Genomic DNA, 12,860 nt, shown 5'->3' on the forward strand with positions numbered 1-12,860 from the left:
GAGGGTGTAAAGGTTGGGAGTTGTGGTTGTTCAAGGACGTAGCGTTCTCATCCATCAGCCCTCATGGTCGTTGGGTGAACCCAACAAGCAGAAAAGCGTATTTGCGGCTTCCATGCGACAGTGGGCACGTCCCGAAGGTAGGCTGTTCGGCTCGTTGGGCAGCTTCCGGCCGACACGAGAAATGCCAGAATTAGGCGGTTTTTTTGGTCTCCTGCGACACGAGAAGCGCCCCGGTTAGGTAAGTAAAAAGTGAATTGGCAGCGTAGCGTCCGACACGAGAAACGTAGTGAAAGGGAACTTTTCAGCCGCTGGGAACGTAGCAACGGCTTCGCGCTGGTCTGGAAATCGGATTTGTTGCGTTGTGGTTCGCTTCGCGCCTGTCACCCTTCGGGCGACAGGATGCTCGCCGGTTGGGAAGGCTGGGCAGCCCAACCAAATGAGGGTGTAAAGGTTGCAGGTTGTTTCTGTTCAAGCACGTAGCTTCCTCATCCATCAACCCTCATGGTCGTTGGGTGATGCGCCAAAAAGTAGTGCTCGTTTGTGGGCTTGCGTACGACAGGTTGTGAGGCTCGTGTGTGCAGCTTTAAGCTTCCATTTTCAGGTTCCGGTCGACAAGGCGAACGCCCCGGTTGGGCAGGTTTAGGTTTCCATTTCAGAGTTCGTGTGACAGAGTAAACGTCCCGCAAGTCGGGCTTTGGTTAATGGGCGGGTCGCGTTCGACAGAGCAAACGCCCTGGTTAGGAGAGTAAAGAGTGTAATTCAGATTACGAACGACAGGGAAACTTTATATAATTCAAATACATAGTCAACGTATATGGAAGAACATTGCTTTGTCATAATGGCTATAAGTGACCAAAAGTATGACGAAATTGAAGTTACAGCAGAACAGCTGAAAGGTGATTACGAAAACGTACTAAAAGCAGCAATACAAGGTGCTAGACCACGAGTAAACGTTTTGAGGGCTGATGAGTGTGCAGTTCCCGGAACAATTACGACAGACATCTTAACTCACTTAATGTATGACAGCTTTGTAATTGCTGACATTACGTTTCCCAACCCAAATGTTTACTACGAATTAGGGCTGCGTCATTGCTTCAAACCCGGAACCATTCTCGTTAAAAATGCTGATATAAAAATCAAAGCTCCATTTGACCTTTCCCACCAGCGTTATATCGAATATGAATGCACACCGAAGGGCATCAAAGATTTGTCTAAACAGTTAAAAGAGTATTTCACTTGGTACGACCGTTTCCCTGAAAAACCCGACAATCAGGTTCTTCACTTGGCGCAACTCATCAAATTTGCTTTTCCCACTTACGAACAAAAACAGGCAAATAACAACGAAGCGATGGCAAATTTTTTATCCGTGCTTGCCGAAAACCCTGATATGCTTGAATTACTAACCGACAACACGCTATCCGATACGGAAAAAGGGCTTAAAGCATTGATGCTTTCCAAAGGAGATCCTGGCATTATCAAAACGATTTTGGAGCTTGGACAATCGAGCAAATCCGATTAGCCTATTTGCCAATGAGGGCAAGTTACTGTTTTATGTATTTTGAAAGACGCATCGCCTATAATTGCTCCATCGTTTTAGTCTCTTCTGTGACAGGAGGCAGGCCGCAACGTCAAGCAAAGCAGCCCAACCAGCAGGGGGTGTAAAGGCAGGCAGCTACTTCGCCCCTTTCAGCTAGCTCGCGGGGCCATCAGCCCCCTGGGTCGTTGGGTGGCGGGTCAAAAAGCAGTGCTCGTTTGCAGGTTTGCGTGCGACAGTGAGCACGTCCCCAGGTCGGGCTGTTTGGCTCGTTGGTCGGCTTTCGGTCGACACCAGAAACGCCTGAGTTGGGGCGTTTTTTAGGTTGCCTGCGACAGAGGACACGCCCCGACAAGGAAGCGAAAAAAGGGTACGTTCGACACGACCGGGCCGCCGGAGCGGAGAGGTAGTGAAATGACGGCTCTGACCCGTAGCGTGTGGCTTCGCGCAGGGTAGCTGCCGGGTGACAGGACGCACGTCCCGTCGGACGGTATGCAGCCCAACCAAACGAGGGTGTAAAGGTTGACGCTCCGGTTGTTGTCTTGAGTGGTCTGCTCATCCATCAGCCCTCGCGGGCGTTGGGTGAACTCAACAGCGAAGGCTTCTATTTCTAGCTTCCGTGCGACAGGCTGCTCGTCCCGTAATAGGGCTTCCTTAGCTCGTCAGGCCGCTTCGGTCGACACGAGAACCGCCCCGGTTGGGTAGCCAAAAAGTGGATTTGGCATGTAGCGTGTGACATGGGAAGCGCTCCTACAGGTTAAGCTTTTAATAAGACTTTATGAAATTCGCTTACATTATTGATGCTGATTTGAACATCATTGACATTGCAGGAAAAGGCAGTGACCGGCTTCAGATTTGGAATGAGATTTTAGGTAGAAGCCAAGCCGATTTGGATAACCTGAAACCGTTAACTATTGTCAAAATATTTCAACATCATCTTTTGGAGAAGCTGCAACTCACCTTACAACAAAAAATAAAAGAGAATGCATCTTTACCGTCCGACCATTCTCAATGGGAAGGTCGTTTCAGGGAAGAAGATGTGTTTGTGAAGAAGTTAATATTAGGGCAGACTTACAAATTATATACCTCTGGCCGAGAAAATACAATAATCTTTCTGGCAAATATTTACGATTTCATTTTGCAAAATCCCACTTCAGATTTATTTGAAGTAACAGGTTCTAATCACAGCGAAATCAAAAGAGTATTAAGCTCTACTCCGGCAAATTTCGTGTGACAGGAAGCACGCCGGTTAGGACGTCTAGCAACCCAACCAAACAGGGGTGTAAAGGTCGCAAGTGGGTCGTGTTCAGTTATCTTGCATCCTCATCCATCAACCCCTGTGGTCGTTGGGTGGTGACAAACAGCAGATAACGTAGTGGTCAGCTTCCGGGCGACAAGCCGCACGACTCGACAAGGCAGGCTTTTTTTGTTCGTTAGTCAGCTTCGGTCGACACCGGAAACGCCCCGATTAGGTGGCTTTTTTGGTCACCTGCGACAACGGACACGCCGGAGTTAGGCAAGTCGAAAAGCGAGTTTGCTAAGTCCTCTGCGACAGGTCAACCGCCCCGCCAAGGAAAGTGGTGGGCTTCGCGCTCAATAAAAACCGTCCGGCCAGGCTTCGCGCTGGTCTTGAATCGGACCGTGCGTTGTTGTCCGCTCCGCGTGGGGTCGCTGTCGGGTGACAGGGCGCACGTCCCGAGGGAAAGTTTGCAGCCCAACCAAACGAGGGTGTAAAGGTGAAAGTACAGTTGTTTTAGTCAATTTGTGTGCTGCTCCATCAGCCCTCGCGGGCGTTGGGTGGACACAACAGCGAAAACAACGTAGTCGTGGGGTCTCGTGCGACAAGGGAGCCATCTCAGCCGCCATCTTGGGGCTCGTCAGGTTGCTCTGGTCGACACGAGAATCGCCCCAGTCAGGAAATCAAAAAAAGCGTGTTTGGCACGTATCGTCGACACGAGGAACGTCCCAATTGTGTCAGTAACAACGTAATAGCCAAACCACCAACCGCTCTAAAATGGGTTGGAATTAGAAATGACAATATTTGTAAAGGATAATAATACTAAGAAAGGCAAACTGCTTAAAGCACTTTACGACAAGTGGAAAATTGGCTATGACGAAACAAATTTTGGAACACAAGTGACTGATGTAGGGAGAAGTCTATCAGTTTTAGAATTGACAGACATCGTTAAACTCAACAAATCAGAAATTGAGAAATTGATGATTTCTATTTCTGTTGACGGCTATGCAAGTTTATTTCAGATCGACCCAAATCCAAATCAAAAGAATCATCTTTATTTGATTACCGAGACAGGTAAAAAAGCCGCAGTTGACAATCATTATCACAATTTGACGGCGTCTAGAAATCAGACGACTCTGTTTCAAGTTTTCGGAGTAGTTATCGGAATATTAGGGTTCATTTTGGCGTTGACAACGTACTTGAAACAACAAAACACAATTGACCCACAGATTGAGAAATTGCAAAAGCAAATTGACATTATAATTAAACAGAATTCAAAAACAGGCACATCTGCGTTGTTGTCCGCTCCGCGTGGGGTAGCTTCCCGTCGACAGGATGCGCGCCGGTGAGGAGGCTAAGCAGCCCAACCGGCAGGGGGTGTAAAGGTTGGAAGTGACTCGTGTTCAGGAATGTAGTGTTATCATCCATCAGCCCCTTGGGGCGTTGGGTACATCGGCCAAAATGGGCTTCAACGTCGGGCTTTCGGTCGACAGGTTGCGCGTCCCCGATAGGATAGCTTTTTTGCTCGCTTGTCGGCTTCGGTTGACAGGCCAACCGACCCGCGTAGGCAAGTTTGAGCATCAAATTCGGACTTTCGGGCGACAAAGGTTGCCTTGTGTTTGGCAAGGTAAGTGGGTTAGGTAAGTTACGAGCGACAATCCTAACTGATGCACATTTGCATCAAATCAAAAATATATTGCGTCCTGTTCGTTTTGAAGTATATTTGCGTGATGCAAACGTGCATCACTTGAATTATGACAGACGAGGAATACCAACAGAACGACTTAGATGACCTGCTTCGCGATTACGAAAACAGTCAGAACACTGTTTTTGAGGAGCTGTTTGAGCAACGGGTAATTGATTCCGGACTATCGGAAAGAGGTGCGTTAGCACTGCTAAATACTTCGTACAGGCCATTGCATAGAGTGTTAAAAGGTAGCCACAAACTGGTGGACTTCCTACTTTTGATGAGAATATCCGACTTTTTACAAATTCCATTCAGTCAGGTCGTTGAATTATATTTACATGAAGTAACAAACAATTTTGGGCAAGAAATTGACGATTGGAACAGAAAGAAATTTATACTCGATAATTTTGATTTGCCCAACTTACAAAAGTGTGGCTTTCTGGATAACATATCCGATTTTAAGTATATTGAAGAGAAAATTGTTACCTACTTTGGCTTGAAAGATATTACCGACTACGGTAAAGAAGCCGTTGGTGCTGTTTTTAGCAGTGGCAAAGTGAAGCCTAAGAATAGAATGACAAGAGAGTTCTGGGTCTGGTCTGCTGAGAAAAATTTACGCATTAACAATCACTACGAATATGACAGGTCAAAATTAATTGATTATGTACCATCCATAAGGTGGCATACAATGAATGTAGAGAAAGGTTTGTTTCAAGTAGTCAGAGAGCTATTTGAACTTGGAGTAACGGTTATTTTTGAGCCTCATATAAATGACCTTCATGTCAGAGGGGCTACGTTTGCCATAAACGATAAGCCCGCTATCGCTTTAACTAACTACACAAAATACTATCCATCACTTTGGTTTGCATTGATGCACGAACTTCACCACATTTTATTTGATTGGGAGGAGATTAAAATCAATAAACGACATATTTCGGGTGACATTGATTTGTTTTCAATGAGCGAAGTGGAAGCTGATAATTTCGCCCGTGAGTTCCTTTTTCCAAAAAAGAATAAGGAGGAAATTTTCCCATATATAAACAAGAAATCTTTCGTGGCAGAGTACGCGAAAGCCAATTACATACACCCAAGCCTGATTTACATTTTCTATTGCTGGGACAATAGAGAGTCAGAAGATAAGTCTTGGGCAAAATTTTACGATGAAATTCCTTCTTTCATGGAAGCTGTGAAGCCATTGAGTTCAGTTCCATGGCAGAATAGAAAGTCAATAAAGGAGGTCACTAAAGTAAGAGAACAGGGCGTTTTTAAAGGATTGTAGTATGTCAAAACAAAAGAAGTCAACAACGCAGAAGCAGGGCGAACAGGTTGAAAGAAAGCTAACCCCAGAGGAGGAAAGAGAGTTGATCTTTCCAAAGCGGCCAGCTTTGTCGATAAACAAGGGTTCGATGAAACACTTGATAAAACGCTCGCCAAAGCTTTTCTCATTGAGTACAAGAAGCACAATCCTAAGTTTGACCACTTGTTAGGTAATCCGAAAGTGTACAGGAAAAAGTACCCTGATGAGTATTATCGTCAAATGGCCCATGTGTTAGGGCTGCCTGTCACAGAAGAAAAAATGCACAGAAAGCCGCCTATAATGGCGAGGATAACCAATGACATAATTTACGACCGATTTGGGAAAGGTTTCGTAAAAGAAGTTCAGACAAGAAATCCCATGAGTAAGGACGGAGAACGTCCCTTGTACCATCACCAGTTGCTGACAGATGATGCCGACCAGAAGTTAACCCAGTTTCTTAAAGAGGCAATAAGCGTTATGGGCGAATGCGTCGGTATGGGGCGCTTTCGTCTTATTCAGTGCTTACGCAAGAAATGTGGCAGGTCATGGCAAATGGATGCCTTCATGGACTAATTGTATTGTCCTGAAATAGATTTACAAGTTTTGTGAACGGGCGACAGAGGAAACGTTCCGGTGAGTTTTCGGAGATTTCTGGTAATTTTGCCACATGGGTAAACAGGTCAGCCAGTACGACAAAATATTCAAAGAAAACATTGAAGCCGTCATTCCGAGTCTGATGCAAAATATCCTCGGCATTACCGCTATTGAGTCAGAAGAACTGCCTGACGATATTCAACACACAAAGGAGCGTAAGCCCGATGCTCTGAAGAAAATAACTGACAGCCAGGGCGAAACTTACGTTTTACAGATTGAGTTTCAGGTAGCCGACGAGCCAAAGATGGTCTATCGAATGGCTGAGTACTACGTGATGCTGGAGCGTAAATACGAAATCCCAGTTGAGCAGTACGTTATTTACTTGGGAGCGTCCAAGCCCCAAATGCCAACGCATCTCAACCGAAAGCGCATGAAATTTGACTTCCCGCTGATTTCGTTTGCAGAGTTGGATTACCATATCTTCTTGAAATCGGCCCGACCAGAAGAAGTAGTTTTAAGCGTCCTAGGTGATTTTCGAGGGGACAGCCCTGAAAAGGCGTTGGAGCAAATCATTCAACGTATCGAAGAAACGGCAACCGGGGATTTTCCGTTAAAGAGGTATTTCAAGCAGTTGCGGGTGTTGGCGCAATTGCGTAACTTAGGCAGTAATCTAAAAGACATAGCTATGGACAGCATCAGCAAGTTTGTAAGTGTTGAGAAGGACGCGGCTTATATGGTCGGTTTTGACAAAGGAGAGGAAAAGGCCAAAGTGGATTTTGTTAAAAACTTATTGGCAAAAATATCTCTGACAGTCGAACAAGTTGCGGACATTGCCGGGGTATCGGTTGAGTTCGTAAAGCAAGTTCAGCAGAAATAGTCTTCTCTATATTCAGCGTATCCGGCGACAGGAAGCACGTCCCAAAGTCATAGATTTTCAGCCCAACCGGGCAGGGGTGTAAAGGCTCGCTTCGCTCCCCATCAGCCCCTGCGGGTGTTGGGTGTTGCCAATAGCCAGTGCTTCCATTTCGGGGTCTCCGGCGACAGGTTGCTCGTCCCGTGGCCGGGCGGTTTTGGCTCGTTGGCTGGCTTCTGTCGACACGAGAATCGCGCCAGTTGGTCGGCCGAAAAGGCGAGTTTGCTACGTAGCGTGGGACATAGGAAATCCCCCGTTAGCATAGTCAAAAAAGGGGATTTGGCACGTAGCATGTGACACAGGAAACGCCTGATTAGGTGAGCTTTGATTCTAGCATGGTAATAATTCTGCTCCAGGCAGGCATCGCTTTGGGAGCCATCATGGTGATGGTTATTGGGTTAGCAGTCCTGTCAATCCCAGTCGTTACGATAATTTGGTCAGAAATTGCCATTAGAAGACTCAACGCCCAACTGGACTTGCAATAGTATAGTGGAGATTTTTCTAAGCTGCCATTGAGGAAGTAAAAAAATAAGATTCCTGTTCACAGGGCGTGCGGTAATTCAATACCGAATGTTTCCGTCGGCGATAGTACCGCCGGGCGGCCCCGCAACCTTCAATATATTCGAACGTGGCCAACCGGGCCGCTGCCCGTGTTTCAACGTGAGTGTGGTTGACCAACTCGCTCTTGAGCGTCTTGAAAAAGCTTTCGACCACTGCATTGTCCCAACAGTTCCCCTTTCGGCCGCCGGGCGACCCCGTCATACTTTGTTCCACGGGCAATCCCCTCAACTCATCCCGAAAGTTGGTGCAGGCATACTGAATCCCACGGTCTGACCGGGCCGCCCTTTAGGTTTGTGGGCTCGTAAGAAACCAAGAATTGGTAGCTTGCTAGCAGTCAAACAGAGTGGGGCTAACCTAACGGGTCGCCGAGGAAAGACCTATGCTCCGATTTAGGTCCCCACTCTGATGAACTTGCTTCGACTCAGATAGAAAGACGGGTTCACGGCCCATTACAAGGGTTTGAGTGTAGGCAGGTTCGATTGACTGATGGACCAAAACTAAACCGTTTTATGGACTTTCTCCACTACGTCGGCATCGACATTGCTAAGACTACTCTCGATTGGGCAGTTTACAGCCAGCAGGGTTCCCTGCTCGACATGCATACCCCAAACACGATGGCTGGCATCAAAACAGCCCTTCGCCAATTGAAAGTCTTACCGGGTTGGGATATGACTCAAGTCGTATTTTGCATGGAGCACACGGGAATATATAATGCGCATGTACTGGAATTTCTTTACAAACTACGACTACCCATTTGGCTAGAAAGTAGTCTACAAATTAAGCAAGCTGGTGGAATGCAACGTGGTAAGAATGACACCGTTGACGCCCACCGTATTGCCCAGTATGCTTACCGTTTCCGTGATCAAATTCGCCTGTGGCAGCCTCCTCGCCCTGTTATTCAACAGCTAGCGTTTCTGAGTGCCGCCCGTCAGCGACTTATTCAGGCTTACAATCTGTTGGCCGGTCCCTTAGCTGAACAAGATTCATTTATTAATCCCCTTTTACAAAAGCAGCTTCAGCGCAGCTCCCGTAAATCATTAATTACTCTTAAAGACGAGCAGAAAGCCATTGAGCAGCAGATCAACCGACTTATTGAGGCCGATTGCCACCTCAAAGAACCGCTCGGGCTGCTCCGTCTTTGATTGGATCGTTTCAGTACCTGGCATCGGCTCGATAACCGCTACGGAGATCATTATCGTCACCAACGAAATGACTACCATTACTGATCCTAAACAGATGGCCTGCCACGCGGGGGTGGCTCCCTTCGAATACCGCTCAGGGACCAGTGTACGGGGCAAGACTAGGGTGAGTCATCAAGCCAGGAAACGTCTGAAGGCTCTATTCCACTTGGGTGCTATGTCATGTATTCGAAAGGAAGGCGAATTGCGAACTTATTACCAACGTAAAGTAGCCGAAGGCAAGAACAAAATGCTGGTACTGAACGCCATCCGAAACAAGCTCATCCACCGAGTTTACGCCGTTGTTCGACGAAAAGAAAAGTATAACAAAACTTATGTCTCAACCCTTGCATAGATCATAGAAATCGGAGCGATGAAAGATAAGTGTGCCGTCTATGACTCTATTTTTAAGAGCCATCCGCCAGGCCGCTACACTCGTATCAGTTGCTTTTAAACTAGCACTCAAGGCCCAGCCAATCACTTTCCGATCCGCTAAATCCAAAATCGCTGTCAAGTACAGCCAACCTTCTGCTGTGGCAATGTAAGTGATGTCGGATACCCACTTTTTGTCGGGTTTATCGGCTGAAAACTCCCTGTTTAGCAGATTTTTAGCTACTAGATAATCAGGATTTGAGTTGGTCGTCTGCACCCGATACTTTTTGTAGACAATACTACGGATACCTGTTTTGCGCATGAGTCTGGCAATACGGTTACGCGAGGCCTTCACACCCTGCTCCCGAAGTGCGTCGGCAATGCGCGGACTACCATAACGCGATTGACTGCGCTCATAAACCTGTTGAATTTGAATCAATAACTGTTGAGTCTTAAGCTGTCGGGCTCCGATTGGATGTTTGCGCCAATAGTAATAGCCACTTATACTCACCCTGAGCACTTTACACATCCTTTCAACCGCAACGGCGGACCGTGGAAAACTGATTGGCGCGTTCCTTTATAAATCGGAATATCTCCCACGGTCCGCCGCCTTTAGCTTTGCCTGTCTGTAAAAGTCCTATATTTTCAGATACTACCAGCAGTGCCGGTGAACTTGGTCCGCCGCTAGGTTAACGACCTCAACCGCGAATTAGAACCGGCATTGTTTGGTTGGATGGGAGCCAATTAGAATGATAGGCGTCAGGGCCTCATAAAGGTATTAGCTAACTCCAATCGCGGTATTTCAATCACCTTTCCAATCGTAGCTATGGCATTTACTTCTTTTGTGGGCATCGATGTTTCTAAACTGACGATTGATGCAGCCTTGTACGTTTCGGCGACTGAGCCCTCGCTTCATCAGCAGTTTGAGAATCGCCCTTCTGGCTTTCGTAAATTATTAGCCTGGGTACATCAGCATGGGACTTCAACCGGCTTACTATTTTGTCTCGAACATACCGGCATCTATGCTCTTCCCCTGTGTTGCTTTTTCGCTCAGCACCAGCTCCGTTATTCATTACAATCGGCACTGCACGTTAAGCGGTCTATGGGCATTCAACGCGCCAAAAATGACAAATCAGACGCCGTGATGCTGGCCCGGTTTGCCTATTTGTATCGCGATGAGATAAAACTCTCTCAACTACCGTCCAAGACGTTGCTCAAAATTCAGCATCTGTTGGCTTACCGACAACGGTTAGTCAAGAATAGAGTAGCCTTGGAGGTAGCAGCCAACGAGTTAGCTAGTTTCGTTGATAAAGAGTTCAGTGCCAGCATTATTCGCGATACCCAGAAACATATTGCTCAACTGATGGCTAGCGTGCGATTGGTAGATAAGCAGTTGCACGTGGTGATTGCGGAGGATCCGGTAGTGCAAAAGACGTATCAGCTAGCCACCTCGGTAACTGGCATTGGCTTACAAACGGGGGCTTACTTACTAGTGCATACGCAATGTTTCAAGAACTTTGACAACTGGCGCCAATTAGCCTGTTTCGCTGGTACTGCCCCCTTTGATCATACATCAGGAAGCAGCGTTCGTGGTCGGAGTCGATTGAGCAAGATTGGAGACATGAAATTAAAGTCTTTGTTAAGTAGTGGGGCGACATCGGCTATTCAATCAGCTAACGAGTTCTCTGTCTATTACAACCGGAAACTTGCTGAAGGCAAGCCTAAGCTAGTGGCGTTGAATGGGGTACGTAATAAATTGATCAGCCGTGTATTCGCGGTAGTGCAAAGGGGAACCCCATACGTCAAAAATCCGACCTACTCTGAAACTGTGGCATCCTGATAAATTTATATGCGAACCCCTTGTTTTTAGCTTAGAATTCGCGGTCGCCCCTGAAAAAGATGCTGACCGCCTTTTTTAAGATATCGCGTTCTAGCTGAGCTTCTTTGTGTTGTTTTTGAAGCTGACGGATTTGCTTTTGTTCGTCGGTCAGATCCGTATTTGATTTAGCTGACGGGGCCGCTTTGTTATCTCGTTGTCGCCATTTACTGATTCTGCCCGAATCAATTCCTAGTTCTTCGGCCGCTTAGCGAACCGAGCCTTTTGCGTAAGACAAATCGATGGCCATCTGTCTGAAGGTTTCATCAAAAATGCGTCTTTTCATAAGAGTCAGATTTAAGAATATGATCAAATCAGCCTAAAAAATTCCTCCAGTCAAATGTAGCAAGTCCACCATCACCTTGCCCCAAACTGCTACGCTGAGTGATGCCCTCAAGATCATGAGTGAATTTAAGGTTGGGGGTATCCCCGTAGTCGATGAAGCGGAGAAACTAATCGGCATCCTAACCAACCGAGACTTACGGTTTCAGTATGATATGACCAAACCTGTCACGGAGGTGATGACCCGTGACAATCTGATCACCGCCCGGGAGGGATTAACGCTGGACGAAGCGGAGAGTATTTTGCAACAGCATCGCATTGAGAAATTGCCGATTGTTAACCAAGCGTATCAGCTAGTGGGGTTGATAACGTATAAGGAAAGGATATCTTAAAGAAAAAGAGTTTTCCTAATGCCTGTAAAGACCCATTTGGTCGCTTACGAGTAGGAGCCGCCGTGGGCGTTACCAAGGACACGGATCAACGCATTGAAGCCCTGCCAAGAGCGGGCGTCGATGTGCTTAGCATCGATACGGCTCATGGTCATCACAAAGATGTCTTGACTGCTGTCAAACGCATCAAGCAACAGTATGCTAGCGTAGAAATCATTGCTGGAAATGTGGCTACTGGAGAAGCTGCTAAAGCGCTCGCCAATGCTGGAGCCAACGCGGTGAAAGTGGGCGTAGGACCGGGCAGCATCTGTACTACACGGATTATTGCTGGGATTGGTATGCCCCAACTCAATGCGGTTTATGAAGCGGTCAAAGCACTACAAGGAACGGGTATTCCCGTTGTTGCGGATGGGGGTGTTCGTTTTTCGAGCGACATCACTAAAGCTTTAGCTTGTGGGGCCAGCACGGTCATGATTGGTTCGTTATTAGCCGGAACGGAAGAGTCGCCCGGATCAATTGTTCTCTTTGAAGGACGAAGGTTTAAAACGTATCGGGGTATGGGATCGGTGGAAGCTATGGAAGATGGCTCAAAAGATCGTTATTTCCAGACGGCTGAAGCAGACGTCAAGAAACTGGTGCCCGAGGGTATTGTTGGTCGGGTCCCCTTAAAAGGCAACGTCTCGGAAATTTTGTATCAATTAGTAGGGGGGCTAAAAGCAGGCATGGGTTACTGTGGAGCCGCCGATATTCTTAGCTTGCAACAGGCTAGATTTGTGCAGATAACTACCGCCGGTTCTCGGGAGAGTCATCCCCATGATATAGCCATTCAGAAAGAAGCCCCCAACTATTCCTCGAAGTAACTCACTGATGTTACGCAGGCCATCCTTAGATTGACAGCCTACTGATTAAATTTAACAAAAATTAGCCATGCACTTCGTTT

Annotated in this window: 15 protein-coding genes and 1 pseudogene; 11 read left to right on the plus strand and 5 right to left on the minus strand. The window is 47.0% G+C overall.

Annotated elements, in window-relative coordinates:
• Positions 1-194 (plus strand): hypothetical protein (locus ACYVD4_RS31675; RefSeq protein ID WP_460952428.1); only part of this gene is annotated, 194 nt, incomplete at its 5' end.
• 40 nt (positions 195-234) lie between these two features.
• On the opposite strand, the gene ACYVD4_RS31680 is transcribed toward ACYVD4_RS31675, so the two are convergent.
• A complete protein-coding gene (locus tag ACYVD4_RS31680; protein ID WP_460952430.1) occupies positions 235-432 on the minus strand; it encodes a hypothetical protein in 198 nt (65 codons plus the stop codon).
• 382 nt (positions 433-814) lie between these two features.
• On the opposite strand from ACYVD4_RS31680, the gene ACYVD4_RS31685 reads away from it, so the two are divergent.
• Positions 815-1,519 (plus strand): hypothetical protein, encoded by a 705-nt coding sequence (locus ACYVD4_RS31685; RefSeq protein ID WP_460952431.1) that lies wholly within the window; start codon positions 815-817, stop codon positions 1,517-1,519.
• Between the two features lie 187 nt (positions 1,520-1,706).
• Here ACYVD4_RS31685 and ACYVD4_RS31690 read toward each other — a convergent pair whose 3' ends face one another.
• Positions 1,707-2,093, minus strand: coding sequence for a hypothetical protein (locus ACYVD4_RS31690; RefSeq protein WP_460952433.1), 387 nt, complete (start codon positions 2,091-2,093; stop codon positions 1,707-1,709).
• A 219-nt stretch (positions 2,094-2,312) separates the two neighbouring features.
• On the opposite strand from ACYVD4_RS31690, the gene ACYVD4_RS31695 reads away from it, so the two are divergent.
• The 5 genes from ACYVD4_RS31695 to ACYVD4_RS31715 all read left to right on the plus strand — a co-directional run bounded on the left by ACYVD4_RS31695 (position 2,313) and on the right by ACYVD4_RS31715 (position 7,226).
• The gene (locus tag ACYVD4_RS31695) at positions 2,313-2,768 is read left to right on the plus strand and encodes a hypothetical protein (protein WP_460952434.1); all 456 of its coding nucleotides are present in this window, start codon (positions 2,313-2,315) and stop codon (positions 2,766-2,768) included.
• Between the two features lie 797 nt (positions 2,769-3,565).
• A complete protein-coding gene (locus tag ACYVD4_RS31700) occupies positions 3,566-4,120 on the plus strand; it encodes a hypothetical protein (protein ID WP_460952436.1) in 555 nt (184 codons plus the stop codon).
• A 405-nt stretch (positions 4,121-4,525) separates the two neighbouring features.
• Positions 4,526-5,737: an ImmA/IrrE family metallo-endopeptidase gene (locus ACYVD4_RS31705; RefSeq protein ID WP_460952438.1), complete on the plus strand. Its 1,212-nt coding sequence runs from the start codon at positions 4,526-4,528 to the stop codon at positions 5,735-5,737.
• Positions 5,738-5,956: 219 nt separating this feature from the next.
• Complete coding sequence (locus tag ACYVD4_RS31710) at positions 5,957-6,328, plus strand: P63C domain-containing protein (RefSeq protein ID WP_460952450.1); 372 nt, start codon at positions 5,957-5,959, stop codon at positions 6,326-6,328.
• A 94-nt stretch (positions 6,329-6,422) separates the two neighbouring features.
• The gene (locus ACYVD4_RS31715) at positions 6,423-7,226 is read left to right on the plus strand and encodes an RpnC/YadD family protein (RefSeq protein WP_460952440.1); all 804 of its coding nucleotides are present in this window, start codon (positions 6,423-6,425) and stop codon (positions 7,224-7,226) included.
• A 57-nt stretch (positions 7,227-7,283) separates the two neighbouring features.
• On the opposite strand, the gene ACYVD4_RS31720 is transcribed toward ACYVD4_RS31715, so the two are convergent.
• Both ACYVD4_RS31720 and ACYVD4_RS31725 read right to left on the minus strand, forming a co-directional pair.
• Positions 7,284-7,448: a hypothetical protein gene (locus ACYVD4_RS31720; RefSeq protein WP_460952441.1), complete on the minus strand. Its 165-nt coding sequence runs from the start codon at positions 7,446-7,448 to the stop codon at positions 7,284-7,286.
• A gap of 315 nt (positions 7,449-7,763) precedes the next feature.
• Complete coding sequence (locus ACYVD4_RS31725) at positions 7,764-8,024, minus strand: integrase core domain-containing protein (protein ID WP_460952442.1); 261 nt, start codon at positions 8,022-8,024, stop codon at positions 7,764-7,766.
• A 308-nt stretch (positions 8,025-8,332) separates the two neighbouring features.
• On the opposite strand from ACYVD4_RS31725, the gene ACYVD4_RS31730 reads away from it, so the two are divergent.
• Together ACYVD4_RS31730 and ACYVD4_RS31735 are read left to right on the plus strand one after the other, a co-directional pair.
• The gene (locus ACYVD4_RS31730; RefSeq protein ID WP_460952444.1) at positions 8,333-8,965 is read left to right on the plus strand and encodes an IS110 family transposase; all 633 of its coding nucleotides are present in this window, start codon (positions 8,333-8,335) and stop codon (positions 8,963-8,965) included.
• Positions 8,966-9,032: 67 nt separating this feature from the next.
• The gene (locus ACYVD4_RS31735; protein ID WP_460952446.1) at positions 9,033-9,356 is read left to right on the plus strand and encodes a transposase; all 324 of its coding nucleotides are present in this window, start codon (positions 9,033-9,035) and stop codon (positions 9,354-9,356) included.
• Here the strand turns inward: ACYVD4_RS31735 and ACYVD4_RS31740 are convergent.
• Positions 9,342-9,938: an IS3 family transposase gene (locus ACYVD4_RS31740; protein ID WP_460952451.1), complete on the minus strand. Its 597-nt coding sequence runs from the start codon at positions 9,936-9,938 to the stop codon at positions 9,342-9,344. The genes ACYVD4_RS31735 and ACYVD4_RS31740 overlap by 15 nt on opposite strands.
• Before the next feature lie 261 nt (positions 9,939-10,199).
• On the opposite strand from ACYVD4_RS31740, the gene ACYVD4_RS31745 reads away from it, so the two are divergent.
• On the plus strand, positions 10,200-11,213 hold the full coding sequence (locus ACYVD4_RS31745; RefSeq protein ID WP_460952448.1) for an IS110 family RNA-guided transposase: 1,014 nt from the start codon (positions 10,200-10,202) through the stop codon (positions 11,211-11,213).
• Positions 11,214-11,605: 392 nt separating this feature from the next.
• Positions 11,606-12,780 (plus strand): annotated as a pseudogene (gene guaB / locus ACYVD4_RS31750) (IMP dehydrogenase); the annotation flags it as partial.
• Positions 12,781-12,860: the final 80 nt, after the last annotated feature.

The sequence above is a fragment of the Spirosoma daeguense genome (assembly GCF_054776875.1).

Bases quoted from the DNA above. Each gene is read 5' to 3' on its own strand.
- ACYVD4_RS31685 (WP_460952431.1), top strand. From the start codon at position 815: ATGGAAGAACATTGCTTTGTCATAATGGCTATAAGTGACCAAAAGTAT.
- ACYVD4_RS31690 (WP_460952433.1), bottom strand. From the start codon at position 2,093: ATGAGCAGACCACTCAAGACAACAACCGGAGCGTCAACCTTTACACCC.
- ACYVD4_RS31695 (WP_460952434.1), top strand. From the start codon at position 2,313: ATGAAATTCGCTTACATTATTGATGCTGATTTGAACATCATTGACATT.
- ACYVD4_RS31700 (WP_460952436.1), top strand. From the start codon at position 3,566: ATGACAATATTTGTAAAGGATAATAATACTAAGAAAGGCAAACTGCTT.
- ACYVD4_RS31705 (WP_460952438.1), top strand. From the start codon at position 4,526: ATGACAGACGAGGAATACCAACAGAACGACTTAGATGACCTGCTTCGC.
- ACYVD4_RS31715 (WP_460952440.1), top strand. From the start codon at position 6,423: ATGGGTAAACAGGTCAGCCAGTACGACAAAATATTCAAAGAAAACATT.
- ACYVD4_RS31725 (WP_460952442.1), bottom strand. From the start codon at position 8,024: ATGACGGGGTCGCCCGGCGGCCGAAAGGGGAACTGTTGGGACAATGCA.
- ACYVD4_RS31730 (WP_460952444.1), top strand. From the start codon at position 8,333: ATGGACTTTCTCCACTACGTCGGCATCGACATTGCTAAGACTACTCTC.
- ACYVD4_RS31735 (WP_460952446.1), top strand. From the start codon at position 9,033: ATGACTACCATTACTGATCCTAAACAGATGGCCTGCCACGCGGGGGTG.
- ACYVD4_RS31745 (WP_460952448.1), top strand. From the start codon at position 10,200: ATGGCATTTACTTCTTTTGTGGGCATCGATGTTTCTAAACTGACGATT.